We start from the raw sequence: 23,433 nt of genomic DNA, 5'->3' as shown, positions 1-23,433 counted from the left end.
CCCACGATGGGAGGGCGCAGACTGTCGGCATGCAGTTGATGAGCATCGGTCAGTTCGCTCAGGCCACCGGCCTCACCGTCAAACGGTTGCGTCATTATCACGACACGGGCGTCATCACGGCTGCTCGTATCGATGAGCACACCGGCTACCGCTGGTATTCACCCGATCAGGTGGCCGACGCCGTGGTGTTGGCGACGCTGCGTGACTCCGGCGTGGGGCTGCAGGAGATCGGACGCATCCTCGGCTCGGCGGAGGATCGGACACAACTCGTCGCCGACGCGCTGGGGCGCACCCGCGCCGATCTGGAGGCAGCCCGGGATCGTGTCGCGCGAGCCACGCATCTGCTGGGTGCTTTCCCCGACGTGCCGTTCGCGGTGCGATGGGTGACTCACCGACACGTGTTGATGGCGAGCGCCGAGCTGTCCCTCCGCGAGTGTTCCGCGTGGTTCGGGGAGACCTACCCGCAGCTCGTCGCTGCGGCCAACGGGGTGACGGGGACGCCAGGTGCCTTCTACGCGAACGAATTCTTCACCGAGGGCAGGGGAACGGTCACGGCTTTTCTGCCCGTGCCGCAGGAGACGCCCGACGCCACCGTCCTGCCGGGCGGGCACTTCGCCGTGGCCGTCCACGACGGTGCCTACGACACGTTCCGCGCCACCTACGCCGCACTGGGCGCACAGGTGCACCACCACCTCACACCCGACACCGCCACCGATGTTCGTGAGCACTACCTGATCAGCCCATCGGAATCCCCGGACCCACACACATGGAGATCTGAACTCCACTGGCCGATACATCCACCCACCCGCACCGATGCCCCTGGAAGGGAATGACCATGACTGCCCCCACCATCACCGCGATCACCTTCGACTGCCGTGACGTCGCCGCCCAATCCACCTTCTGGTCGCAGCTACTGGACCGGCCGATCGAACCGGGTGCCAATGAGTACTTCGCCTCCATCGGTGCGGTGCACGATCCCTCGGCCAAGGGGCCGACGCTTCTCTTTCTGGGCGTCGAGGGGGAGAGGCGCATGGTGAAGAATCCGGTTCACCTCGACCTGCACGCCGACGACCTCGACGCCGCCGTGGCACGAGCAGTCGATCTCGGGGCAGAACGCGTCGCCCACTTTGATGAGTACGGCGTCGAATGGGTCACCCTCCGCGACCCGGAGGGCAATCTCTTCGACATCGGACGCCCTTCTTCGGCCCCGTGACAGGGTGGACCCGCATTCTCTCCATGACCGTTGACGCCCCAGGTGCACTGGCCGGACAGGTTGGTTGAAGGGCTGCTTGGTTGAAGGGCTGCGCGGGGCTCGGGAAAGTGCTGCGATACAGCTGCCGCGGTATTCGAGGGGCGCGGCGAGTGTTCACCCTTGCGGAGTTTCTCCCTTTCCGCAGCAGGGCGATATATCGCGCACTATATTTGGCTCATGGACGATCTCAGGTCACGTCGCCTGCGAGCGGGGCTCACCCAGGCTCAGCTTGCTGAACGCAGTGGTGTGCCGCAGCCCAATATCGCGGCCTATGAGCGCGGTCGGCGCCGTCCTTCGCCGGCGACCCTCGAGCGTCTGGAGGCCGCATTGCGGCCTTCGGCACAGGTCGCGCTGGAGCGGCACCATGACGCGGTCATCGCCGTGCTGAATCGTCATCGCATGCACAATCCGCGCGTCTTCGGCTCCGTCGCTCGACGCGAGGACCGCCCCGACAGCGACATCGATCTGCTCGTGGATGCCGCCCCCGACCTTGATCTGCTCGACATCATCGATGCTGCCGCAGAGCTGGAAACGCTCTTGGGCAGAGGCGTGGACATCGTCACCTCCCGCTCACTCTCTGCCGATCACGAGATCGCCCGCACGGCGGTCGCCCTGTGAACGCGTCTCTGCCCGCCGAGACCCGCCGTAGGCTCGAGGATGTCGTGCGGTTGTGTCGACGAGCGGAGGCCCTGGCCGGCCGTGGGCGCGACTGGTACGACAGCGACCCCGAGCTGGGCGTGCCCCACCTCGCGGCGGACTCGCTGGTCCTCAAGCTGGGCGAGGCGGTGCGTCGACTCCCCGAGGACTTCTTGCAGGAGCGCGCCGCACAACCCACATGGCGGCGGGCCATCGGGATGAGGAACCGGATCGCCCACGACTACGAAGCCATCGACCACGAGATCGTGTGGCAGGTCGTCTCGGTGCATGCCGCCGATCTGCGTGAGCATGTCGAGGACCTGCTTGAGGACCGCGAGGATGCATGAGTTCGACTCGCCGGGACGCGGCATGGCGCACCGCGTTGTTCCCGCAGAAATGCTTCCATGTGGCGATGAAGTGTGGGAAATGCCACGCGTTCGATCGAATTTCCGCAGGAATAATGCGGCACGCCCCCTGACGGATGCCGGTACGGCGCAGTAATCTTGCGCCCGACCATGTGAAAATCGAGTCCATCTGAGGTCATCATGCAGCAGGACCGGCGGTTCTTCGGTCACCCTGGCGCGCTCGGCATCATCTTCGGCACAGAGTTGTGGGAGAGATTCAGCTACTACGGAATGCGCGCCATCCTTCTCCTGTACCTGACGGCGACGGTCGCCGATGGCGGGCTGGGGCTTGGTGAGACGATGGGTGAGGCCGTCGTGTCGATCTACGGCGCGTCGGTGTTCCTGTTCTCCATCGCGGGCGGCTGGATCGCGGACCGACTGCTGGGCACCAGCAAGACGCTCCTACTCGGCTCGTTCATCATCATCGCCGGGCACACGGCGCTGGCGGTGCCGTGGGCGCCGGCGAGCTGGCTCGGCATCGTGCTGGTCGCCGTCGGCTCGGGCGTCTTCAAGCCGAACCCGTCAGCCCTGGTCGGGGCGCTCTACACGCCCGAGGACAAGCGTCGTTCGGCGGGGTTCTCGATCTTCTACATGTCGATCAACATCGGCTCGCTCGTCGCTCCGTGGGCGGTGAGCTTCCTGCGCGTGCGGTGGGGGTACCATGCCGGTTTCTCCGCGGCAGCATTCGGCATGTTGCTGGCCATCATCGCCTTCCTGTGGGGTCGTGGCCTGTTGAAGCATGTGGGCGAGACCCCGGCCAACCCGATGATCGACGCCGCCGATCGCGTCGATGCCTGGAAGAAGGTCGGCATGGTGATCGCCGGCGTCATGGTGCTGTACGCGATCATCGCGGTGATCCAAGGTGATCCCCTCGGAGCGATCATCGACGCCATTTCCCTGATCTGCCTCATCACGCCGGTGGCGCTGTTCGTGACGATGTTCCGTTCGGCCAAGGTGACGCCGGGGGAGAGGCATCGGTTGCAGGCGTTCGTGCCACTGTTCATCGCCGCGATGTTGTTCTTCATGATCTTCGAGCAGGCTGCGTCGACGCTCACCACGTTCGCCAAGAGCCGCACCGAACTCGACTGGCTTGGCATCACCATCAACCCCGAGTGGTTCCAGTCCATCAACCCCTTCACCATCGTCGTCCTCACGCCGCTGTTCGCTTGGCTGTGGGTCCGCACCGACGGCATCATCCGGGTGGGGCACAAGTTCACCGTCGGGCTCGGGCTGGCCGGGGTGTCGTTCCTGATGATGATGGCGGCGTCGATGGTCGCCGGCGACGGACTGGCCTCGCCCCTGTGGCTCGTCGCGGTGTACATCGTGCAGACCCTCGGCGAGCTGTGTCTGTCCCCGGTCGGTCTCGCAGCCACCTCGCTGCTGGCGCCGAAGGCGTTCCAATCGCAGGCCATGGCGTTGTGGCTGCTCGCCTCCGCCGCCGGGCAGTCGATCACCGCCCAGACCATCCAGGCGATGGAAGGCACCTCGGACACGCTCTACTTCGGAGTCCTCGGCGGAGCCGGACTCGGGTTCGCCGTCGTGCTCGTGCTGCTGACCCCGTGGATCCATCGCCACACCGAAACCGCGGCCGAGGAGACGCCCGACGCTCACGCGACCACCGAGTGAGGCTGGCGTCGGCATCCACGCTGACGCGTCGGCCTCGCTCCCATGACCGTCAGGGGAGCGGGCCGACGTCACCCCGGATCAGGATACGCTCCGCGCCGTGCCGACGCCCCGGCCGGCTCCTCGGTCGCGTCCCAGGGGCACCACCTGTGGGGTGCCGGCGACAGGCTCGGGTGTCACCACACACTTCAGCCCGAAGACCTCTTCCACGAGCTCGGCGGTGACGATCTCGGCGGGCGCTCCCTCGGCGACCACGGCGCCGTCCTTCATGGCGATCAGGTGCGTGCCGTAGCGGGCGGCGTGGTTGAGATCGTGCAGCACCGCGACGAGGGTGCGGCCCTGCTCATGGAGGTCGGTGAACAACTCCAACAGCTCGATCTGATGGGTGATGTCCAGGAACGTGGTCGGTTCGTCCAGCAGCAGGATCGAGGTGTCCTGCGCCAGGGCCATGGCCACCCACACGCGCTGCCGCTGCCCGCCGGAGAGCTCATCGACCAATCGGTCGGACAGCTCGGCGACGCCGGTGGCGTCCATGGCCTCGAGCACGGCGGTCTCATCGGCCTCGGTCCACTGCTTGATGAAGCTCTGGTGGGGGAACCTGCCGCGCGCCACGAGGTCGGCGACCGTGATGCCCTCCGGCGCGATGGAGGACTGCGGAAGCAGCCCGACCCGGCGGGCGACCTCCTTCGATTTGTAGGCGGTGATGGTCCGCCCGTCGAGGATCACCGAGCCACTGGACGGCTTCAGCAGTCGAGACAGGGCGCGCAGCAGCGTCGACTTGCCGCAGGCATTGGAGCCGACGATCACGGTGAACGACCCGTCGGGGATCTGCACTGACAGATTCTCGCTGATGACGCGGGTGTCGTAGCCGATCGTGGCGTCCTCGATCTGGAGACGAGGCTGTGCGGCCGGGGACGCGTGATTCACCCGGGTGGGCGCATCGACCGCTGTCGCGGAATGATCGGTGGCGGGGTTGTGGAGGCTCGTCGTCATGCGCCAGGTCCTTCTCATCCGGGTCTGTGCCCACCTGCCGTGGGCTCGGCGGGGATCGCGGAAACCGCACCCCGCGCGATTAGGTAAGGCTAGGCTTATTTGGTGGCGTGGGGCAAGTCTTCGGGGGAAGCCCGGGTTCTTGGAGAAGTCCGGTCGGCGGTGCCGTTCAGGGGCCGGCAGGCGTCAGTAGAACAGGTGGGCCAGAGCCACGATCACCGGCAGGCCGATGAGGGTGCGCAGCAGGAAGATCATCACCAGGTGGTGGAACTTCAGCGGGATCTTCGACGCCAGCAGCATGCCGCCGGTCTCGGACATGAAGATGAGCTGGGTCACCGCGAGGGCGCCGACGATGAAGCGGGTGATCTCGGCCTGGATACTGCCGCCGATGATGGCCGGCAGCAGCATGTCGGCGAAACCGATGACCATCGTCTCCGACGCGGCGGCGGCCTCGGGCACCTGGAACAGCTCCAACACCGGGACGAATGGAATGCCCAGGTACCGGAAGAAACTGGTGTATTCGGCGATGATCACCGCGATCGTGCCCACTGCCATGATGATCGGGATCACCGCGAGCCACATCTCCAGGGCATTCGAGACGCCGCTGTTCACCACATCGCGCACGCGGACGGTCGATGCCCGGTCCAGGGCACTCGCCCAAGCCTTCGACAGCAGTGAACGCTCCGTGCCATCGGTTTCCTCCGCGGAGGCCTCCTCCGATGCGCGCGCAGTGGTGGGTTCGGGGACCGGATCCTCGACGTACTCATCAGGGATCCGGGAGACGGGAGGAATCCGGGGAATGATGATCGCGGTGATGAGACCGGCGATGATCAGCGTCAGGTAGAACGGCGCGAACATGTGCTCCAGGCCGAGCGTCTGCAGGATCACCACGATGAAGGTCACCGAGACGATGCTGAACGTCGTGCCCAGCGTTGCCGCCTCACGCTTGGTGTAGTGGCCGTGGACGTACTGCTGGTTGATCATCAGCACGCCGATGGTGCCGTCGCCGAGCCACGAGGTGAGTCCGACCACGGAGGAGCGTCCCGGTACCCGGAAGAGCGGGCGCATGATGCGGGTCATGAGGGTTCCGGCGAAGTCGAGCAGGCCGAAGTTCAACAGCAACGGCAGCAGGAGCCCGGCGAGTGCGAAGACCACCATGAGCAGGGACGCCAGGTCGAGGATGACCGCACCTGTGTTCTCGTTGCGTACCCATTCCGGGCCGACGCCGAGCACGATCATCGCGGTGATGGCCAGCCCCACGAGTCGGACCACGAGCCAGAACGTCGAGGTGTCGAACAACAGTCGTCCGAGCCTCGTGTCGAGGAAAGCCGGTTTCACCGTGGCATACAACACCGTGCCGACGGCGGAGATCACGGCCAGGCACAGCAGCAGCCACGGCATGGCCGGTGCGATGACCTCACCGGTGGCATTGGCGGCGTAGGCGATCGGAATGGTCGGCGATCCGGTGCCGTCGGGAACCGGCACCATGAACAGGAACACGCCGATCAGGGAGGGGATCAGGAACCGCAGCGCACTGCCTCGAGGGGCCGGCCGGCGGTCGCTGGTGGTGGTACTGGGTGAAGACACCGGGGCATTGTCTCACTTGTTCGCTGTCGACGCCTCCGCCACGCGCTCGCTGGGGTGACTCGGTGTCGCACATGTGCCCCTTTCTTCGCGGTGATCCGGCGGGGCCGAATCGATGCTGCACCGGCTCTCTGCCGAACCACATCCGGTGCCGTCCTGGATCGCCGAACAGGGATGGGACCTCGACCCCTGGCGCCGCGCTCTCTCCGAAGCCCTGCCTCCGGCCTGACGCGAGGCGGCGAGCCCGCAGGCTCCCGTGCCGGTTCTTCGCCTCTTGGTGGCGGCTCCGGTTGCGGGCCGCTCACCCGGTGGGTTCGTCGGCGAAGCGGTCGCAGGCTGCGCGGACCTGCTCGGCGGATGCCTGGAACCTGGTGCGTTCGTGTTGGGACATCGGCACCTCCAGTACCTCGCTGACGCCTCCGCGTCCCACCACGCTGGGCACCGACAGTGCGACATCGCTCACGCCGCGGTAGTCGTCCAGGACGCTGGAGAGCGGCAGCACCGTGCGCTGGTCGGTGATGATGGCCTCCACCAGCCGGGCGCCGGCCAGACCGATCGCATAGTTGGTCGCGCCCTTGCCCTGGATCACCTCGTAGGCGGCCTGCACCACCGAGGCGCTGAGATCCTCGAGGACGGCGTCGGTGAACACTGGTTCGCCGTCCACGAGCCAGTCGCGCAACGGCGTCTGCCCGATCGTGGCCGACGACCAGACCGGGAACTCGCTGTCGCCGTGTTCGCCCAGCATCAGCGCGTGCACATTCGACTGGTGGACGCCGGCCACCTCGGCCACCAGACGTCGCAGTCGGGACGTGTCCAGCAGGGTTCCGCTGCTGATGACGCGGCCGCGCGGCAGGCCGGTGATGTGCTGGGCCGCCCAGGTGAGCACATCGCACGGATTCGTGACCAACACGTAGACCGCATCGGGAGCCTGTTCGACGAGCGCGGGCAGCATTGCGTGCAGGATCGCGACGTTCGCATCGGCGAGATCGAGCCGGGTCTGCCCGGGCTTCTGCTTGGCCCCGGCGGTGATGACGACGACGTCGGCGTCGGCCACCACGGTGATGTCCGAACTGCCGACGAGCTGGGAGACGGGGGTGAACTGGGTGCCGTGGATGAGGTCCTTGGCTTCGGCCTCGACCTTCGGTGTGTCGATGTCGTAGAGGGCGATCTGCTGGACCGAACCACGGATCTGGCAGGCATATGCCAAGGAACTGCCGACCGCTCCGGCACCGACGACCGCGAGTTTGGGGGACGACGTGGACATTCTGGCCTCCTCAGGGTTGGGGCCAGCGTTTCATGCGGCCTCGGGCCCGAGGCCCGGTGGTCACTGTCTGCCGGTCGGGCGTCGACGCGCCCTCAGACGCGCACGTCCCGGCCGTCCAGCACCCGGGCTCCGACGGTGTTGATGACCAGCAGCCATGCCAGCGAGGCGCCCACGAGCAGCGTCACGATCCCAGGAGCCAGCGTGCCGGCATCGCCGAACACGCCCGATGACAGGTGCAGCGTCCGCGTCGCCACGGAGTAGGGGGAGAGGAGTGCGAGATCACCGGCCATTTGCTGTGCGACCACCGACGCGCCCGCCCCGACCAGCGCGATCGCCACCGGCCCGGCGAATGACCGCACGAACAGCGACAGGGCCGACTGCAGGGCCACCAATGGCAGGACGCCGATTCCCGAGACCACCGTCGCCACGAGGTACTGGCCGGGCAGGAACCCGTCGAGCCCGAACGCCAGCCTGCCCACCGCGACGACGAGCACCAGCAGCACCGCCTGCATCGTCAGGGTCAGCAACCACAGTGTCACCGTCTTGGCCCACACGATGCTTCCGGAGGTGGTGGGGCCACCCATCAACGCGTTCCAGTTGCCACCCTTGTGTTCGGGCCGCCACATGAGCGACGCCAACAGCGCCACGCCCAGAGCGAGCGGGAACAGTGCATGGAATCCGGCGACACGCACCCACAGCGTGTGCCAGCCGTCCTCGAGTGGCTCGCCCGAGGTCAAGGTGTTCAGGCAGGCCATGAACGCCACCGCCACGGGAAGCAGCAGGACCACGACCCATGCGGTCGAGCGTCGCAGCTTCAGGGTTTCGGCACGCACGGTGCGCATGTCAGAGTTCCTTTCGGTCGAGTCGGCCGGTGGCGGCCAGGAACAACGCCGTGACGACGCATCCCAGCGCCGCGATGCTGGGGTAGGACAGGGGCAGTTCGGCGAGGGCGTCGGCCGTGTAGCCCGCGGGGATGATCAGTGCGTAGTACGACCACGGCAGCAGGTGGCCCGCCCATGTAGGGAAGAACTGGGATGCCGCAGCGATGAGCAGCCCCAGCACTCCGATGCCGAGCCCCACCAGTTGATCCTCGAACCGTGCGGCGATCAGGACATGGAGAGCCAGCAACGCCACGGCGATGACCATGGCACAGCAGCCGTACCCCAGCCAGCGTCCCAGCGGGAACGGGACCTCGATGCCGACCAGGCTTCCCAGCGTCGGGACCGCGAGGTAGCCCGTGCCGGTGGTGGCCACCAGCAGGATGCCGAGGGCCACGACCTTGGCCCGGCACAGACGTCCGGCCGGCAGTTCCGTGGTCGCCGAGAACAACCACCCGTTGGCGAGATGTTCGGCATCGACCAGCCGGCTGGCGAGCACGGCGACGAACAACGGCGAGAACATGGTCAGAGCCATGGCTGCGCCCATGAGCGGATGATTCCAGGCACCCGGTGCTCCGGGGTCGAACTCCGGGTCGGACATGATGCCGAGCGCAGTACCCCCGAAGACGACCAACACCATGGCTACCAGCAGAGGCCACAGCCGCAACCCGCGCATCTTGGTGAACTCGTTGACGATCGCGGTCACAGGCGTCCTCCCGCGGTCAGATCGCGGAACACGTCCTCCAGGGACTGCTCCCGGCGTCGCACATCGAACACGCCGATGCGGTGTGAAACCAGGGTGTCGACGCAGGCGGCCACGTGATGATCGCCGAGCCCGGCCAGATGCAGCTCCTGCCCGGTGAGCGTTGAGGGGACCCGTGCTGCGAGGAGCCGGTGGGCGGCTGGCGGATCGGAGCAGCGCAGCACCACATCGGGTGTGGCGGCCTGGAAGAGATCGGCGCGGCTGCCCTGGAAGATCAGCCGCCCCTGCGACAGGATGCCCAGGAACGTGGCGGTCTTGTCGATCTCCCCGAGCAGATGTGACGACACCATGATGGTGGTCCCCCGGCTGGCCAAGCGGCGCATCAGTTCACGGATCTCCTCGATCCCGGCCGGGTCCAGCCCATTGGTGGGCTCGTCCAGGATGAGCAGTCGGGGCTCCCGAGCAAGGGCCAGAGCGATCCCGAGACGCTGCTTCATGCCCAGGGAGTAGTTGCGCACCTTCTTGTCGAGGTGGTCCTGCAGCCGAACCGTGCGCACAGCCTGATCCACCTGCCGTTCGCTCAATCCGAGCAGGCGTTGCGCCAGGCGCAGATTCTCCCGCCCGGTGAGGTGCCCGTACCCGGGCGGGGCCTCGATGAGCGAACCGACATGCGCCAACAGGCCGCGCCGGGTGGCGCGATTCATCGGACGTTCCATGAGCAGCACCTCGCCGCTGGTGGGTTGGACCAGCGACAGCAGCATCTTCATCGTGGTCGACTTGCCCGAGCCGTTCGGCCCCAGGAACCCGTAGACGGATCCTTCGGGCACTGCAAGGTCCAGCCCGTCGACGACGGTGGTCGATCCGTAGCGTTTGGTCAGATCAGTGGTGGCGACGATGGATGACATGTCTCCAGCGTCGCGAGAACGCCATGATCACGCCTCTGACAGAGCGCCTATCTTTGCTCTGCATTCTGCATAGGGCGCCCCTCAGCGGTCCCCGGTGCCGACGAGGCCGTGCTCGTAGGCGAAGATCACCGCCTGCACACGGTCCCGAAGCCCTAACTTGGTCAGGATGTTGCTGACATGGATGCGGACGGTCCCCTCGGCGATGACGAGATCGCGGGCGATCTCACGGTTGGAACGCCCTGCGGCCACCAGTTCGAGGGCCTCACGTTCCCGGGTGGTCAACGGATCGAGGGCCGACGCCACGTCCTGGGACGCACTCGGCGAGGAAACGGGAGGCATTGCGTCCATCCAGTGACCCAGCAGCCGTTTGGTGACGCGTGGGGCCACCACCGCGTCGCCGACATGCACGTGCTGGATGGCTGTCGCCAACTCCTCGAGGGGAGCGTCCTTCAACAGAAAGCCGCTGGCTCCGGCGCGAAGGGCCTGGAAGGCGTACTCATCGAGATCGAAGGTGGTCAGCACCAACACCGGTGGGCCACCGGCCGCGCAGATGCGTCGGGTCGTCTCGACGCCGTTGAGTCGGGGCATGCGCACGTCCATCAGGACCACATCGATCGCAGTGTTCCGCAGCACGTCAAGGGCCGTGTCGCCGTCATCGGCCTCGGCCGCCACCTCGAACTCGGGTCGACTCTTCAGCATCATCGAGCACCCCATGCGATACATCTCCTGGTCATCGACCAGCAGGAGGCGGATGGTCATGATGCTCCTCTCGGCAGTTCGGCGACGACCTCGAAACCATGGGGATCACGCGGCCCGGCCCGCACCGTGCCGCCATAGGCGTGGACACGTTCGCGCATGCCGACGAGGCCGTGTCCACAACCTCCCACGCGGTCGCGTGACCCGCCACCATCGTCGGGGGCCAAGGTGGCGGTCCCGGCCGGTCCGGTTCCGTCATCCCATACGTGGATCCGCACCACATCGGGACGATAGGACACCGTGATCGCGACGCGCGTGACGCCGAGGTCGGCATGTTTGCGCACGTTGGTGAGGGACTCCTGGATCACCCGGTATGCCGCCAGATCCACACCATCGGGCAGAGGCGCCGGAGTGCCGTCGACGGTCAGTTCGACAGGCAGCCCGGCGTCCCGCGATTGACGCAGTAGGCGATCGAGTTGGGACAGGCCGGGTTGTGGGGTCAGGTCGGCTTCGTCGTCGGAACGCAGGATCCCCAGCATGCGTCGCATCTCGCCCAGCGCATCGCGGCCGGTGTCCCGCGCTCGTTCCATGGCGTGACGGGCCTGGTCGGGGTCGGTGTCGACGGTCTTGGCGGCACCGTCGGCCAGGACCACCATCACCCCCAGACCATGGGCCACGATGTCGTGCATCTCCCGGGCGATCCGGGTCCGTTCGGCCACGGCCACGAAGCGGGCCTGCGTTTCGCGTTGCCGCTGCAGGTCCTCCGCGCGTTCGAGCAGGCTGTGTTCATGTGCGCGGCGGACTCGGGTGAGCGTGCCCCAGGTCCAGGCCCACAGCACCACCACCGACAACGTGAGGATGTCGCCGATACGCATCCACCCCCGGTCCAACAGAGGGCGGGCCATCAGCGGGATCCACACCCACAGGGGGATGCACGCGCCAAGTGACGCACTCCAGCTCGAACGCGTCGCCAAGTGATAGACCATCAACACCAGGACGACGTCGGCCACCAGCGGCACATCGAGAAAGGCGAGCTGCGTGAAGGCCACCAGCAGCGCCACTGCGAAACACGTCCACGGGCGGTTCCGTCGCAGGGCGTAGGCGATGAACAGCATGATCGACGCTGCCGTGGTGCCGATCCCCGACGGCCAGCCATCCCAGACGAACACGAGTTGGAGGCTCAGGACGTTGTACGACGCCAATGCCCCGATCACCAGCGCATCGACCAACCGCGGATGCCGCTGCCGCCACCGCTCGAATGAGGGGCCCTGCGTAGATGGAAGCGTGCGGGGTGGGGGAGTGCAGGTGGAGCGGAGCCGGGATTGGGGATCGCTGGTCGCGTCCGTGCCGGGGGAGTGCATCGTCACCGGTTCCCTCCACATGTGGACCTGCAGGCTGGTGACCGATTGTGCCGGGCCCGGGGCGGGGTTGCACGTCGTACTGGGGTGGGCGGGCCAGGGGGGAGCCGGGTGTGCGATGCGTCGGAATGCGCCATGCAGGAGGTGCCGGCACCTCCTGATGTTTCAGATAAATTGAAAGAAGGAAAAGGTGAGGCTAACCTAAGCGTGCTTCGGGGGGTTGTCCGGGGTCGAACCACGAGAGGGACATACATGATGCGTGCATCTGGGAACGGGGTGCGGGCCGCAGCGGTGCTGGTCGTCGGTGCCTTCGCATTGAGCGGCTGTGCAAGCGGCGCCGAGGACGAGAACACCGGTACGGGCGCCGGGTGGGAGCCAGTGACCATCGAGCATGCGCTCGGTGAGGCCGTCATCTCCGAGGAGCCCGAGCGCATCGTCACCCTCGGGCAGGGCTCTGCCGAGACTGCCATCGCTCTGGGCACCGTGCCGGTCGGCGTCGAAGAGTACGCGTGGGGCGCCGATGACACCGGCTATCTGCCGTGGGTGCACGAAGCGGTGGAGGAGGCCGGCGAACCCCTGCCGGAACAGTTCGCCGGAGACGCCGAACTCGACGTGGAGGCCATCGTCGAGCTCGAACCCGACCTGATCCTGGCTCCCTGGTCCGGCGTCACCCAAGAGCAGTACGACGTGTTGACCGATATCGCTCCCACGGTGGCCTACGCCGAGGAGCCGTGGGTGATCACCTGGCAGGAACAGATCGAGGTGATCGGTGAGGCCATGGGCAAGTCCGATGAGGCCGAACAGCTCATCGACGACATCGACGAACAGCTCGCCTCGGCCGCCAAGCCCGAGTACGAAGACCTCACCTTCTCCTACGTCTACAACACCGGCCCGGGGTCGCTGGGCGTCTTCTTCGAGACCGAGCAGCGCGTCGCGATGGTCTCGGCCCTGGGGCTGAGCGTCGACCCGGTGGTGGAGGACCTGCGCGAGTTCGAGGTGGAGGGCACCGATTCGGCCGACATCGGCCTGGAGAATGCAGACAGGCTGAAGGACTCCGACGTCATCTTCACCTTCTACTCCGACGAGAACACACGCGAGGAAGTGGAGAAGCAGCCGCTGTACCAGCAGATCCCCGCCGTCGCCAACGGTGCCGTCGTCGCGCCGACCGACCAGTCGTTCGTCACCGCGTCCTCGATGATCAACCCGTTGACCGTCCCGTGGACCCTGGAGCGCTACGTGCCCATGATCGACGAAGCCGTGGAGCGCGTCGAACGGTGACCTCACCCAGGCGGCTGCCGACCGTGGCTCTGATGGTTCTCGCGGTCGGCTGCCTCGCTCTCGCCATCGCAGCCAGCCTGCTGTTCGGTGGCAAGCCCACCTCCATCGCCGACGCCTTCACCGGACTCGTCGGAGGTACCGACCCGTACCTCGCCGCAGTCCTCGACGCGCGGATCGACCGCACGCTCATGGGGGTCCTCAGCGGGGCGGCACTGGCGGTGTCCGGGGTGATCATCCAAGGCATCACGCGCAACCCCCTGGGCGATCCGGGCCTGCTCGGCATCACCGTCGGCGCGGGCGCGGCGGTGGTCACGGTCTCGGCGATCACCGGAAACGGCGTCGCCGTCGGGGCAGGCGCGGTCTGGGTCGCGTTCGCCGGTGCCCTGACGACGGTGCTGGTGGTGTTCATGGTGGGGGCACGGTCGGCATCGGGCAGTGTCGTCAAGCTGCTGCTCACCGGGGCAGTGGTGTCCGCGGTACTGACGGCCTACCGGCAGGCCATCATCCTCACCCACCCGGCCGTGTTCGACTCCTTCCGGCACTGGGTCGTCGGCTCCCTGGGTGGACGCGACGGGTCGGTCGCCCTGTCCGTCGCTCCGGCCCTGGGCATCGGATTCATCCTGGCGTTGATGGTGTCCTCCTCCTTGAACAACCTGGCCCTCGGGGAGGAGATGGCAACATCCCTGGGCACCCCGGTGCGCCTGGTGCGAGTCGGCGGCATCGTCGCGGCAGCCCTGCTCGCCGGGGCCGCGACCGCTGCTGTCGGGCCGATCGCCTTCGTCGGCCTGGTGGTCCCGCATCTGGCGCGGTCGGTGGTCGGAACCGACCACCGTGTCCAGATCCCCCTGGCGCTCCTGCTCGGGGCGACGCTGATGGTCGCCGCCGACACCGTGGGGCGGGTCATCGCCCGGCCCGAGGACATCATGGTCGGCATCGTCACCGCCTGGATCGGTGCTCCCTTCCTGCTGGTCGCTGTGCGCCGGGGGTGGGCCGCGCGATGAGCACCACGAAGAAGGTTCTGCGTATGGGGCCGGTGGCGCTGGTGGTGCGCCGGAGGGTCATCGCCGTCCATGCAGGTGTGGCTCTGGCGATCGTGGCGGTGGCCATCGTCACCCTCACTCTGGGACGGCTCGGCATCCCCCTGCCGGAGCTGCCGGCCGCGTTGCTCGGCGGGGCCGAGGGCAAGGTCGCGTTCGTGCTCGAACGTTGGCGCGGCCCACGTCTGGTGACCGCCGTGTTCGCCGGAGGCCTGCTCGGCATGTCCGGTGCACTGTTCCAGGCCGTCACCCGCAACCCGCTCGGGAGCCCCGACGTGATCGGACTCGGTGCCGGCGCCGGAGCCGGGGCCGCCACCGCGAGTCTCTTCCTTCCCGGCTTCCCGAGCGCCGTCGCGGCGGTCGGCGGAGCCGGGATCGCGACACTGGCGGTCTTCGGTGCGACCGGTCGCGGATTCGCCTCCCCGGCCCGCACGATCATCGCCGGCATCGCCGTTTCGGCCCTGGCCTTCTCGATCACCCAATACGTCGTCAGCGCCAAACTCCGTGACGCCGCCACCCACCTGGCCGAATACCTCACCGGATCGCTCAACTCCGCCAACGATCTCGACATCATCGTCAGCGCCACGGGCGCCGCGCTGCTCATTCCCGCCGGGCTCGCCATCGGGCGTGCGGTCAGCCTGCTCGAACTCGGTGATGACGCCGCCGCCGGACTGGGGGTGGATCCGCAGCGCACCCGCACACGAGCGGTCATCCTGTCTGTGCTCGCCTCGGGTGTCGCCGTCGCCGCCACCGGTCCCGTGGCGTTCGTGGCCCTGACCGCACCTCAGATCACCAAACGCCTGACGGGCACCGCCGGCGTCGGCATCGTCGGATCGGCCCTCACCGGGGCGTTCATCCTCAGCGCCGCCGACCTGGCGGCCCAGCAGGCGCCCATCGTGTCCGGTCTGCCGGTCGGCGTCCTCACCATGGGTGTCGGCGGCCTGTACCTCGGTTATCTGCTGGTGCAGGAGCATCGGGAGGGGCAGCTGTGAGACGCGGTCAACCGTGTTCTGGCCGGGCGTCCCGTGCAGTCTTGAACCGCTCCCATTCCTCGGGCGCCAGATTGTCGGCCACCCACTGCATGTAGTCCCGCATATTGCGCAGGCGCTGCCAGGCCGGCCCGGACGGCTCGACGCGCCCCAGCATCTCCTGCGCCAGCTGGTGCTGACGCTGCAGATAGTCCTGCTCGGCTCTCAAGAACCCCGCCCACACGTCCTGATCCGTGCAGAAGTAGTGCGTTCGATCCCCGGGGAGTCGGACGCGGCGGATGAACCCGCGCTCTACCAGATGCCGTGTGTACGTGGAGACCGAGCCCCGGCTGACCCCCAGCCGCTGGGACAGCTCGGCTGCGCTGACTCCCTCGGACTTATCGAGCAACAGATAACCTGCGATGAGCCCCTCGGTCCGAGTCCCGCCGACGGCGGCCCAGTGGTCGGCGAATCGATCGACGAAGTCGGGAACCTCTGGCTGCATCGGACCATTACAGCATCAGTCGAACCCTGCAGCAGCCCGGCGACGCTGGGCCGGGCGTCGAGCGGATGGGGCCCTCGCGCGCTCGCGTCGGGATCCTGCGATAATCGCCGAACGGCGGTTACGACCGGTGTGACCGACCGCGGTCTGACTCAAAGGAGAGCCGATGACGTTTGCGCGTGCCTATGCCGCGAAGCAAATGAGCGCCCATGACGCAGTGGGGATGATTCACGATGGCGACACCGTCGTGCTCCCCACCGGAGTGGGGGAGACCCCGGCCCTGTTGGAGGCGCTCAGTGAACAGCGGCGTGAGTTCCGCGACGTCACCGTGAGCCAGATACTGCCGCTGCGTACGTTCGACTACTTGGAACCCGAGACCCGCGGTCATGTGCGGCACGCCGCGCTGTTTCTCGGCGGGCCCACGCGCAAAGGAGCGCAGGACGGCTGGATCGATGTTCGGCACAGTAACTTCTCCGAGATGCCCGAGCTCTTCCGACGCGGGCTCCTGCCGGTCGACGTGGTGTTCGCCATGGCATCGGAGATGGACGAGCACGGCTACTTCTCGATCAGCCTGAGCACCGACTACACCTTGGCCGCCATCGAGAAGGCCCGGGCGGTGGTGCTGGAGGTCAACCCGCAGGTGCCCTACGCCTACGGGGACTGCCACGTGCATCTCGATCAGGTCGCAGCGGTGGTCGAGGATGATCGCCCTCTCGCCACCGTGGGGTTGCCGAAGATCGACGAGGTCGAGAAGGCCATCGGCGGTCACGTGGCTGACATGATTCCCGACGGCGCCACCCTCCAGATCGGTTACGGTGCCATTCCCGACGCCGTGGTCATGCAGCTCACCGGACGCACCGACCTCAACATCCATACCGAGATGATCGGCGACGGCATCCTCAGCCTCACCGAATCCGGCGCGGTCACCAACCGCGGCAAGAGCGTCAAGCCGGGCGTCAGCCTCGCGACCTTCGCCCTGGGATCGGAGCGCCTCTACTCGTGGATGCACCGCAACCGCGGCCTGGAGATGCATCCGGTCGATTTCACCAATGATCCAGCGATCGCCGGGGCCAATGATCTGCTGCACACCATCAACGGCACCATCGAGATCGACTTCACCGGTCAGTGCTGCAGTGAATCGATCGGATACAAGCCCTACTCGGGGACAGGGGGCCAGTCGGACTTCGTGCGGGCGGGCAACCGTTCGCGCGGCGGCAAGTCGTTCATCGTGCTGCCGTCGACCGCCAAGGGCGGCACCATCTCCCGCATCACTCCGACCCTCAAACCCGGTGCTTTCGTCTCCACCTCCAAGAATGACGTCGACCACGTCGTCACCGAGTACGGAGTGGCGCAGCTCCGCGGGGCCACCAGCGCCCAGCGTGCCGAACGGCTCATTGCCATCGCCCACCCCGACTTCCGTGAGGAGCTGGGCATCAAGGCCCAGGAGATGCACCTGCTCTGAGAGTCACGGTGCGAGCTGTCACGTCGGAGGCCGGTCCTGTGTTTGCCGCATCAACCGCGCCGGGTCGACGCCTGCCGGTGGAAGTGCACGTTGACCCGGTGGTCGTCGCAGATGACTTGTGGGCGCATGCCGAAGACGTCCTCGATGATGTCGGGGGTCAGGACCTCCCGGGGTGGTCCTGCTGCGGCGATCCGGCCAGAGTCCAGGACGACGATGTGGTCGGCGAACTGGGCAGCGAGGTTCAAGTCGTGCAGGACGGCAAGGGTGGTGATGTCGGCGGCGTCAACAAGCTCCAAGATGGAGAACTGCTGCTGCACGTCGAGATGGTTGGTCGGCTCGTCCAACAAGAGCACCTCGCACTCCTGGGCGAGTGCTCGCGCGATGTGGGTTCGTTGACGCTCGCCACCAGAGCACGTGGAGAAGGTGCGCTCGAGCAGGTGCTCCACCCCCGTGCGGGTGGCTGCGTCGCGGACGACATGGTGGTCGTGGGCCGTTGCCCCGCTGAGCGCACCCAGGTACGGCGTGCGCCCCAAGGCGATCACCTCGCGTACCGAGTGGGCCTCGACGGCCTCGGGCTGTTGGGCCACCACGGCCACCGAACGAGCCATCTCCTTGCGTGCGGTCCGTGCCACATCATGGCCATCGACCTCGATGTGCCCACTGAAACGGACCAGGCCGGCCAAACAGCGCACGAGGGTGGATTTGCCAGAACCGTTCGGGCCGATGACCGCGGTGAAGGACCCGGGGGTGACGTCCATGTCGACACCGTGGAGGATCGGGGTCCGACCCGCGCAATACCTGACGTCACGGACGGTGATGGCACTCATGACGTCACGCTCCGGTTCCGCAGCAGCAACGCGGCGAAGATCGGCACGCCGATCAGGGCCGTGATGACCCCGACGGGGATCTCGGTGGGGGCGGCCACGGTGCGTCCAGCAGTGTCCACCCACACGAGGAAGATGCCTCCCAGCATGGCCGTCGCAGGAATGAGCCGTCGATGGGACACTCCCACCAGCAGCCGCGTCAGGTGAGGCAGGACGAGCCCGACGAATCCGATGGCGCCGGATTGGGACACCACGGTGGCCGTCAACGCTGCCGTGACTCCCAGCAGGACGATCCGAACACGACGCACATCTATGCCGAGTGTGGAGGCCTGCTCCGCGCCGAAGGTGAAGGCGTTCAGGGCTGTGGCTTGGAACAGCGCCACCAGCACGCCCACGATCACCACTGCGCCGGCCACGGCCACGTCGTCCCACGTCGATGACGCCAGTGACCCCAGCAGCCAGAACAGGACGCCACGGGTCGTGTTGGCGTCGGCCGCGACCATGATCAGAAAGCTCGTCAAGGCGCTGAACAGCTGTGTCACCGCGACGCCCGCCAGAATGATGCGGTGATTGCCGCCGCCGGCGAGGTGAGCCAGGGCCATGACCACGACGAAGGCCAGGACAGCGCCCGCGAAGGCGCCTGCCGACAAGCCCGCTGGCGAACCAAGCAATGTCGCGGGAGCGAACACGACCATCACGACCGCCCCGGTCGATGCCCCGGAAGACACTCCCAGCAGGTAGGGATCGGCCAAGGGGTTGCGCAGGAGAGCCTGTAGCACCAGGCCACACACCGCCAGTCCGGTGCCGCACAGGGCCGCGAGCAGAGCGCGAGGGAGCCGCAGCTCCCAGACGGTCGCGGCTGCGATACGCGATACCTCCGGTGGGCCGGTGAGCCCGACGTGGTGAGTCACCACATGGAGGACATCACCGACGCCGATGGGCACCGGCCCCAGGGTGATGGAGACGGCGATCGACAGGGCCAGCGCCAAGAGGGCGGCGAGGCCGATCAGCCATGGACCGATCCGGCCTCGGGTCGCGCGCTTGCGCCAGGTCACGCCAGCCCTGCTGCGAGCTTCTCGATGCCGTCGACCGTCCTGATCGACGGGTTCATGTCGGCGCCGGCCAGCAGGATGAAGCGTTCCTTCCGGACCGCATCCATCTCGCGGGTGACGGGGTTCGACGTGAGGAACTCGATCTTGGCTTCGGCGGATTCGGCCGTCTGTGAATCGCGGGTCAGATCACCGATCACCAGGTAGTCCGGGTTTTCGGCAGCGACGGCTTCCCAGCTGATCTGGGGCCACTCGTCCTTGCGGTCGTCGAAGACGTTGGTGAGCCCCAGTTCGTCGGCCATGATCTGCGGAGCCCCCACCCCGCCTGCCATGTAGGGGGCCTCGGAATTGGCGAACCAGAAGGCGACCGTTGTGCCCTCGGCTCCCTCCGGGGGCTCGACGGCGTCGAGCCGCTCGTCCAGCGACGCCACGAGGTCCTCGCCAGCCGGGGACTCGCCCATGATCAGGGCCAATTCGCGGATGTCGGTGTGGATATCGTTCATGGTCAGCTTCTCGTTCCGGGCGCCGTCGCCGGCGCCCTGCCCCTGCACCGCCTTCGCGCAATCGGTGTGGGCTAGGTAGGCGGGGACTCCTACCTTGGCGTAGTCCTCGAACGTGCCTGATCCGCCCTCGGCGAGCGTCGGGGCGAATGAGGCTGCCACGAAGTCCGGCTCGGTGGCCAGGACCGTCTCGAGGCTCGCATAGTTGTCTGCCAGGCGTTCGACGCCGGCATTGGCATCGGCGAGGTCATCGCGGATCGGATCGGTCCACGTCGCCGTGCCCACCATGCGGTCGGCCAGACCCAGGCTCAACAGGATCTCGGTGGTGCCTTGGTTGAGTCCCACGACGCGTTGGGGTGGCGTCTCCACGGTCACGGTTCGGCCGCAGTTCTCGAGCGAGACCGGATGGGTGTCGCTCCCCGGGGCCGCGCTGGGATCGGTGGTCTGTGTGTCGGGGGCCGAGCAAGCCCCGACGGCGAACGCTGCGACGGCCGCGAGGGCAAGGGCGCGTAGCAGCCGTGGGCCGCCGGGGCGCGTCCTGATGGGATGCATGGAACTCCTCATGCCAGGCGGGCCGTGGCGCGAGCCCGCAGAGTCTGACCGCTCGGAATGCGGTGCCAACGGGTCTTCGGACTTCGATCGGCCGGGTAGTCCCGGAGCGGTCCCCGCCTTCCCGTTTCCAGTGGCGTCATGGGGGCCGCGGTCGATCGTCACCGCTGCGCGTCAGTCACGGAATTGCACCGTGTTCCCCGGCCCCGGTGGGGCATCGGCGAAGGGAAGCCTATCGAACTTTTCGGCGCTCGTCGCGTCGATCATCGTGGGCACGGGGCCGTGGGGCGCGTTGTGGCTGCCATGGAAGCAGTGCTTTACTATGGTCAAGTTTGACGCGTCTAACTTTATAGTTTCATTGCTTGAAGTATGCAGGGGGATGATGTGAGGCGACGAGTGTGGCCACTGGCATGGGGTTTGGCTCTGGTGGTGGCGTCGATCACCGGGTGTGGCGGTGGCGAGGCGCCTGCCGGTGATGACAGGCCGATGGTGTTGACGACGTTCACGGTGCTGGCGGACATGGCCCAGAACGTGGCCGGTGAACACCTGGTCATCGAGTCGATCACCAAACCGGGCACGGAGATCCACGGTTACGAACCGACCCCACGTGATGTCGCCAAGGCATCGCAGGCCGACCTCGTGCTCGACAATGGCCTGGGGCTGGAGGGGTGGTTCGAACAATTCGCGAACCAGGCCGATGTGCCCCATGTCGTGGTCTCCGAAGGGGTCGAGGTGGTCGACATCACCGAGGACGCCTACGCGGGCAAGCCCAACCCCCACGCATGGATGAGTCCGACCGAAGCACAGATCTACGTCGACAACATGGCCGCAGCCTTCGCCGAGCTCGACCCCGACCATGCTGCCGACTTCGAGGCCCGGGCCGCGGACTACCAACAGGAGATCCAGCAGGTGCACGATGCACTGCTCGAGGAGTTGGAGCCGCTGGCGTCCAATGAACGAGCACTGGTGACGTGTGAGGGAGCTTTCTCCTATCTGGCGCGCGATGCCGACCTCACCGAGCACTACATCTGGCCGGTGAACGCCGAGCAGGAGGCCACGCCCCAGCAGATCGCCGCGACCATCGAATTCGTCGAGGGCAACGACGTCCCGGCGGTGTTCTGCGAGTCGACGGTGTCGGACAAGGCGATGCTGCGAGTGGTCGAGGCGACCGGCACCACCTACGGAGGCACGCTCTACGTCGACTCGCTCTCCGAGGCCGAGGGGCCGGTGCCCACCTACCTGGAGCTGATCCAGCATGACGCGCAGACGATCGCGACTGCTCTGACCGGAGGTGCATGATGACGTCGGCGAACACGATGCCGCCATCGGTGGGGACACCCACCATGCCGCAGGAGACAGCCATCGAGGTCGATGACGTGCGAGTCACCTACGGCGAGGTGCAGGCGTTGACCGGGGTGACCCTGCAGATTCCCGAGGGTCGGGTCACGGGTCTGATCGGGATGAACGGGTCGGGAAAGTCCACCCTCTACAAGGCGATCATGGGGGTCGTGCCCCTCGATGTCGGCACGGTCCGGGTCGGGGGAGAGACCCCCGCCCGCGCCCGGGCGCGGGGCCTGGTGGGCTACGTGCCCCAGTCCGAGGACATCGATCAGGCTTTCCCGATCTCGGTGCGCGAGGTGGTGATGATGGGACGCTACGGCCACCAGGGACCCCTACGGCGGCCACGGCCAGTGGATCACCGTGCCGTCGACGCCGCCCTGGAGCGCGTGGAACTCACCGATCTGGCCGATCGACAGATCGGCCAGCTCTCCGGAGGTCAGCGCAAACGCGCGTTCGTGGCCCGCGGGTTGGCCCAGGGTGCGCGCATCCTGCTGCTCGATGAGCCCTTCGCCGGCGTCGACAAACCCAGTGAAGCCATGATCGTGGGCCTGCTCCGCGAACTCGCGGCAGAGGGCTGCGCGATCGTCGTCTCGACCCACGACCTCCACGCCCTTCCGGAGCTGGCCGATGACGTGGTCCTGTTGTTGCGGAAGGTGCTCTTCCACGGCTCAGTGGCCGAAGCGTTGGAGCCAGAGAAGCTCGCACTCGCCTTCGGGTTGGCGTCATGAGTCCGGTGGAGGTGCTGCTCGAACCGCTGCAGTACGGATTCATGCTGCGGGCGCTCGGCGCCACCGTCGTGGTGGCCGTGGTGTGTGCACTGTTGTCGTGCTGGTTGGTGCAGGTGGGCTGGTCCCTCATGGGTGATGCGGTCTCCCACGCCGTTCTTCCCGGCGTGGTCCTGGCCTACATCTTCGGGGTGCCCTTCGCGGTGGGGGCGTTGGTCTTCGGCCTCCTCGCGGTCGTCCTGATCGGGTCGGTGCGGGTCACCGGACTGATCAAGGAGGACGCGGCGATCGGCATCGTGTTCACGACGCTGTTCGCGCTCGGGCTGGTTCTGGTCTCCATCACCCCGAGTGAGGTGGACCTGCACCGGATCGTCTTCGGCAACGTGTTGGGCGTGGGGACGGGTGATCTGCTGCAGGTCGGTGCTCTGGCGCTCGTGGCGGGGCTGGTGCTCGTGCTGAAGCGGCGGGACCTGACCCTCTACGCCTTCGATCCCACCCACGCCCATGCGATCGGTCTCTCGCCCCGCCGGCTGGGGTCGATCCTGCTGGGTGTGCTGGCCCTGACCGCGACCTCGGCGCTGCAGGTGGTCGGCGTGGTGCTCGTGGTCGCCATGCTGGTGATTCCGGGAGCCACGGCCCGCCTGCTCACCGACCGCTTCGGGCGCATGCTCGTCCTCGCCCCGGCCATCTCGGCGTCATGCTCGGTGCTCGGTATCTACGTCAGCTATTGGCTGGACGTCTCCTCCGGGGGCCTGGTGGTGGTGACCCAGGGGCTGGTCTTCGCCGCCGTCCATCTGGCGCGGGTCATGATCCGTGGCTCATCCACGCGGCAGTCGCGGCTGCCGACCCCAGGGGTGCCGGCGACGGCGGGCCGACAGGGCTGACCTCCAGTCGCGTCGGGCCAG

At 67.1% G+C, this 23,433-nt stretch carries 24 protein-coding genes and 1 riboswitch; of the genes, 12 read left to right on the top strand and 12 right to left on the bottom strand.

Features of this window, described 5'->3' with window-relative positions:
• The first annotated feature begins 29 nt into the window (after positions 1–29).
• The 5 genes from FB460_RS04530 (at position 30) to FB460_RS04510 (ending at position 3,918) form a co-directional block, all read left to right on the top strand.
• The gene (locus FB460_RS04530; protein ID WP_142092876.1) at positions 30–833 is read left to right on the top strand and encodes a MerR family transcriptional regulator; all 804 of its coding nucleotides are present in this window, start codon (positions 30–32) and stop codon (positions 831–833) included.
• A 2-nt stretch (positions 834–835) separates the two neighbouring features.
• Positions 836–1,213 carry a VOC family protein gene (locus tag FB460_RS04525; protein WP_142092875.1) on the top strand — a complete coding sequence of 126 codons (378 nt, stop codon included), beginning with the start codon at positions 836–838 and terminating at the stop codon, positions 1,211–1,213.
• Positions 1,214–1,429: 216 nt separating this feature from the next.
• The gene (locus FB460_RS04520; protein WP_142092874.1) at positions 1,430–1,870 is read left to right on the top strand and encodes a helix-turn-helix domain-containing protein; all 441 of its coding nucleotides are present in this window, start codon (positions 1,430–1,432) and stop codon (positions 1,868–1,870) included.
• Complete coding sequence (locus tag FB460_RS04515; protein WP_211345827.1) at positions 1,867–2,235, top strand: HepT-like ribonuclease domain-containing protein; 369 nt, start codon at positions 1,867–1,869, stop codon at positions 2,233–2,235. The genes FB460_RS04520 and FB460_RS04515 overlap by 4 nt, the downstream gene beginning before the upstream one ends.
• A 198-nt stretch (positions 2,236–2,433) precedes the next feature.
• The gene (locus tag FB460_RS04510; RefSeq protein WP_142092873.1) at positions 2,434–3,918 is read left to right on the top strand and encodes a peptide MFS transporter; all 1,485 of its coding nucleotides are present in this window, start codon (positions 2,434–2,436) and stop codon (positions 3,916–3,918) included.
• Between the two features lie 78 nt (positions 3,919–3,996).
• Here the strand turns inward: FB460_RS04510 and FB460_RS04505 are convergent, their stop codons facing one another.
• The 8 genes from FB460_RS04505 to FB460_RS04470 form a co-directional block, all read right to left on the bottom strand.
• Positions 3,997–4,908, bottom strand: a complete 912-nt coding sequence (locus FB460_RS04505) for an ABC transporter ATP-binding protein (protein WP_142092872.1) — start codon at positions 4,906–4,908, stop codon at positions 3,997–3,999.
• Between the two features lie 183 nt (positions 4,909–5,091).
• Positions 5,092–6,492 (bottom strand): YjiH family protein, encoded by a 1,401-nt coding sequence (locus tag FB460_RS04500; protein WP_211345826.1) that lies wholly within the window; start codon positions 6,490–6,492, stop codon positions 5,092–5,094.
• Positions 6,493–6,790: 298 nt separating this feature from the next.
• Positions 6,791–7,753 carry an L-lactate dehydrogenase gene (locus tag FB460_RS04495; RefSeq protein ID WP_142092871.1) on the bottom strand — a complete coding sequence of 321 codons (963 nt, stop codon included), beginning with the start codon at positions 7,751–7,753 and terminating at the stop codon, positions 6,791–6,793.
• Positions 7,754–7,845: 92 nt separating this feature from the next.
• Positions 7,846–8,595, bottom strand: a complete 750-nt coding sequence (locus FB460_RS04490; protein ID WP_142092870.1) for an ABC transporter permease — start codon at positions 8,593–8,595, stop codon at positions 7,846–7,848.
• A 1-nt stretch (position 8,596) separates the two neighbouring features.
• On the bottom strand, positions 8,597–9,337 hold the full coding sequence (locus FB460_RS04485) for an ABC transporter permease (protein WP_142092869.1): 741 nt from the start codon (positions 9,335–9,337) through the stop codon (positions 8,597–8,599).
• Positions 9,334–10,239, bottom strand: coding sequence for an ABC transporter ATP-binding protein (locus FB460_RS04480; protein ID WP_142092868.1), 906 nt, complete (start codon positions 10,237–10,239; stop codon positions 9,334–9,336). The genes FB460_RS04485 and FB460_RS04480 overlap by 4 nt, the downstream gene beginning before the upstream one ends.
• 81 nt (positions 10,240–10,320) lie before the next feature.
• Entirely contained in the window at positions 10,321–10,998 is a 678-nt protein-coding gene (locus FB460_RS04475; protein ID WP_142092867.1) for a response regulator, read from the bottom strand.
• Positions 10,995–12,296: a sensor histidine kinase gene (locus tag FB460_RS04470; RefSeq protein ID WP_246044293.1), complete on the bottom strand. Its 1,302-nt coding sequence runs from the start codon at positions 12,294–12,296 to the stop codon at positions 10,995–10,997. The genes FB460_RS04475 and FB460_RS04470 overlap by 4 nt, the downstream gene beginning before the upstream one ends.
• A gap of 249 nt (positions 12,297–12,545) precedes the next feature.
• On the opposite strand from FB460_RS04470, the gene FB460_RS04465 reads away from it, so the two are divergent.
• From FB460_RS04465 to FB460_RS04455, 3 genes are read left to right on the top strand one after another with little or no spacing between them, the layout of a single operon-like run.
• Complete coding sequence (locus tag FB460_RS04465) at positions 12,546–13,571, top strand: iron-siderophore ABC transporter substrate-binding protein (RefSeq protein ID WP_142092865.1); 1,026 nt, start codon at positions 12,546–12,548, stop codon at positions 13,569–13,571.
• Positions 13,568–14,572, top strand: a complete 1,005-nt coding sequence (locus FB460_RS04460; RefSeq protein ID WP_211345825.1) for a FecCD family ABC transporter permease — start codon at positions 13,568–13,570, stop codon at positions 14,570–14,572. Before FB460_RS04465 ends, FB460_RS04460 begins: the two co-directional genes overlap by 4 nt.
• A complete protein-coding gene (locus FB460_RS04455) occupies positions 14,569–15,600 on the top strand; it encodes a FecCD family ABC transporter permease (RefSeq protein ID WP_142092864.1) in 1,032 nt (343 codons plus the stop codon). The genes FB460_RS04460 and FB460_RS04455 overlap by 4 nt, the downstream gene beginning before the upstream one ends.
• Before the next feature lie 7 nt (positions 15,601–15,607).
• On the opposite strand, the gene FB460_RS04450 is transcribed toward FB460_RS04455, so the two are convergent.
• Positions 15,608–16,081, bottom strand: coding sequence for a GbsR/MarR family transcriptional regulator (locus FB460_RS04450; protein WP_142092863.1), 474 nt, complete (start codon positions 16,079–16,081; stop codon positions 15,608–15,610).
• A gap of 163 nt (positions 16,082–16,244) precedes the next feature.
• Here FB460_RS04450 and FB460_RS04445 point away from each other — a divergent pair, with 163 nt between their 5' ends.
• On the top strand, positions 16,245–17,540 hold the full coding sequence (locus tag FB460_RS04445; protein WP_142092862.1) for an acetyl-CoA hydrolase/transferase family protein: 1,296 nt from the start codon (positions 16,245–16,247) through the stop codon (positions 17,538–17,540).
• Positions 17,541–17,590: 50 nt separating this feature from the next.
• Here FB460_RS04445 and FB460_RS04440 read toward each other — a convergent pair whose 3' ends face one another.
• The 3 genes from FB460_RS04440 to FB460_RS04430 are packed head-to-tail and all read right to left on the bottom strand — an operon-like array spanning position 17,591 to position 20,465.
• A complete protein-coding gene (locus FB460_RS04440; protein ID WP_142092861.1) occupies positions 17,591–18,367 on the bottom strand; it encodes an ABC transporter ATP-binding protein in 777 nt (258 codons plus the stop codon).
• Entirely contained in the window at positions 18,364–19,419 is a 1,056-nt protein-coding gene (locus tag FB460_RS04435; protein WP_142092860.1) for a FecCD family ABC transporter permease, read from the bottom strand. Before FB460_RS04435 ends, FB460_RS04440 begins: the two co-directional genes overlap by 4 nt.
• Positions 19,416–20,465, bottom strand: coding sequence for an ABC transporter substrate-binding protein (locus FB460_RS04430; RefSeq protein ID WP_142092859.1), 1,050 nt, complete (start codon positions 20,463–20,465; stop codon positions 19,416–19,418). Before FB460_RS04430 ends, FB460_RS04435 begins: the two co-directional genes overlap by 4 nt.
• Positions 20,466–20,515: 50 nt before the next feature.
• Positions 20,516–20,699, bottom strand: a riboswitch (cobalamin riboswitch).
• A gap of 147 nt (positions 20,700–20,846) precedes the next feature.
• Between FB460_RS04430 and FB460_RS04425 the strand changes: the two genes are divergently transcribed.
• The 3 genes from FB460_RS04425 to FB460_RS04415 are packed head-to-tail and all read left to right on the top strand — an operon-like array spanning position 20,847 to position 23,412.
• A complete protein-coding gene (locus FB460_RS04425) occupies positions 20,847–21,761 on the top strand; it encodes a metal ABC transporter substrate-binding protein (protein WP_246044237.1) in 915 nt (304 codons plus the stop codon).
• Complete coding sequence (locus FB460_RS04420; RefSeq protein ID WP_246044236.1) at positions 21,761–22,531, top strand: metal ABC transporter ATP-binding protein; 771 nt, start codon at positions 21,761–21,763, stop codon at positions 22,529–22,531. Before FB460_RS04425 ends, FB460_RS04420 begins: the two co-directional genes overlap by 1 nt.
• Positions 22,528–23,412 (top strand): metal ABC transporter permease, encoded by an 885-nt coding sequence (locus FB460_RS04415; RefSeq protein ID WP_142092857.1) that lies wholly within the window; start codon positions 22,528–22,530, stop codon positions 23,410–23,412. The genes FB460_RS04420 and FB460_RS04415 overlap by 4 nt, the downstream gene beginning before the upstream one ends.
• The last annotated feature ends 21 nt before the right edge of the window (positions 23,413–23,433 follow it).

The organism is Propioniferax innocua, assembly GCF_006716235.1.
Classification (GTDB): Bacteria; Actinomycetota; Actinomycetes; order Propionibacteriales; family Propionibacteriaceae; genus Propioniferax; species Propioniferax innocua.
Note: the sequence above shows the minus strand (reverse complement) of the source record. Positions and strands in the feature narration are given on the sequence as shown.

Excerpts from the sequence above, each read along its gene's own strand:
- FB460_RS04530 (WP_142092876.1), top strand. The coding sequence starts at position 30 with ATGCAGTTGATGAGCATCGGTCAGTTCGCTCAGGCCACCGGCCTCACC.
- FB460_RS04525 (WP_142092875.1), top strand. The coding sequence starts at position 836 with ATGACTGCCCCCACCATCACCGCGATCACCTTCGACTGCCGTGACGTC.
- FB460_RS04520 (WP_142092874.1), top strand. The coding sequence starts at position 1,430 with ATGGACGATCTCAGGTCACGTCGCCTGCGAGCGGGGCTCACCCAGGCT.
- FB460_RS04510 (WP_142092873.1), top strand. The coding sequence starts at position 2,434 with ATGCAGCAGGACCGGCGGTTCTTCGGTCACCCTGGCGCGCTCGGCATC.
- FB460_RS04505 (WP_142092872.1), bottom strand. The coding sequence starts at position 4,908 with ATGACGACGAGCCTCCACAACCCCGCCACCGATCATTCCGCGACAGCG.
- FB460_RS04495 (WP_142092871.1), bottom strand. The coding sequence starts at position 7,753 with ATGTCCACGTCGTCCCCCAAACTCGCGGTCGTCGGTGCCGGAGCGGTC.
- FB460_RS04490 (WP_142092870.1), bottom strand. The coding sequence starts at position 8,595 with ATGCGCACCGTGCGTGCCGAAACCCTGAAGCTGCGACGCTCGACCGCA.
- FB460_RS04480 (WP_142092868.1), bottom strand. The coding sequence starts at position 10,239 with ATGTCATCCATCGTCGCCACCACTGATCTGACCAAACGCTACGGATCG.
- FB460_RS04475 (WP_142092867.1), bottom strand. The coding sequence starts at position 10,998 with ATGACCATCCGCCTCCTGCTGGTCGATGACCAGGAGATGTATCGCATG.
- FB460_RS04470 (WP_246044293.1), bottom strand. The coding sequence starts at position 12,296 with ATGCACTCCCCCGGCACGGACGCGACCAGCGATCCCCAATCCCGGCTC.
- FB460_RS04465 (WP_142092865.1), top strand. The coding sequence starts at position 12,546 with ATGATGCGTGCATCTGGGAACGGGGTGCGGGCCGCAGCGGTGCTGGTC.
- FB460_RS04455 (WP_142092864.1), top strand. The coding sequence starts at position 14,569 with ATGAGCACCACGAAGAAGGTTCTGCGTATGGGGCCGGTGGCGCTGGTG.
- FB460_RS04450 (WP_142092863.1), bottom strand. The coding sequence starts at position 16,081 with ATGCAGCCAGAGGTTCCCGACTTCGTCGATCGATTCGCCGACCACTGG.
- FB460_RS04445 (WP_142092862.1), top strand. The coding sequence starts at position 16,245 with ATGACGTTTGCGCGTGCCTATGCCGCGAAGCAAATGAGCGCCCATGAC.
- FB460_RS04440 (WP_142092861.1), bottom strand. The coding sequence starts at position 18,367 with ATGAGTGCCATCACCGTCCGTGACGTCAGGTATTGCGCGGGTCGGACC.
- FB460_RS04430 (WP_142092859.1), bottom strand. The coding sequence starts at position 20,465 with ATGCATCCCATCAGGACGCGCCCCGGCGGCCCACGGCTGCTACGCGCC.
- FB460_RS04420 (WP_246044236.1), top strand. The coding sequence starts at position 21,761 with ATGACGTCGGCGAACACGATGCCGCCATCGGTGGGGACACCCACCATG.
- FB460_RS04415 (WP_142092857.1), top strand. The coding sequence starts at position 22,528 with ATGAGTCCGGTGGAGGTGCTGCTCGAACCGCTGCAGTACGGATTCATG.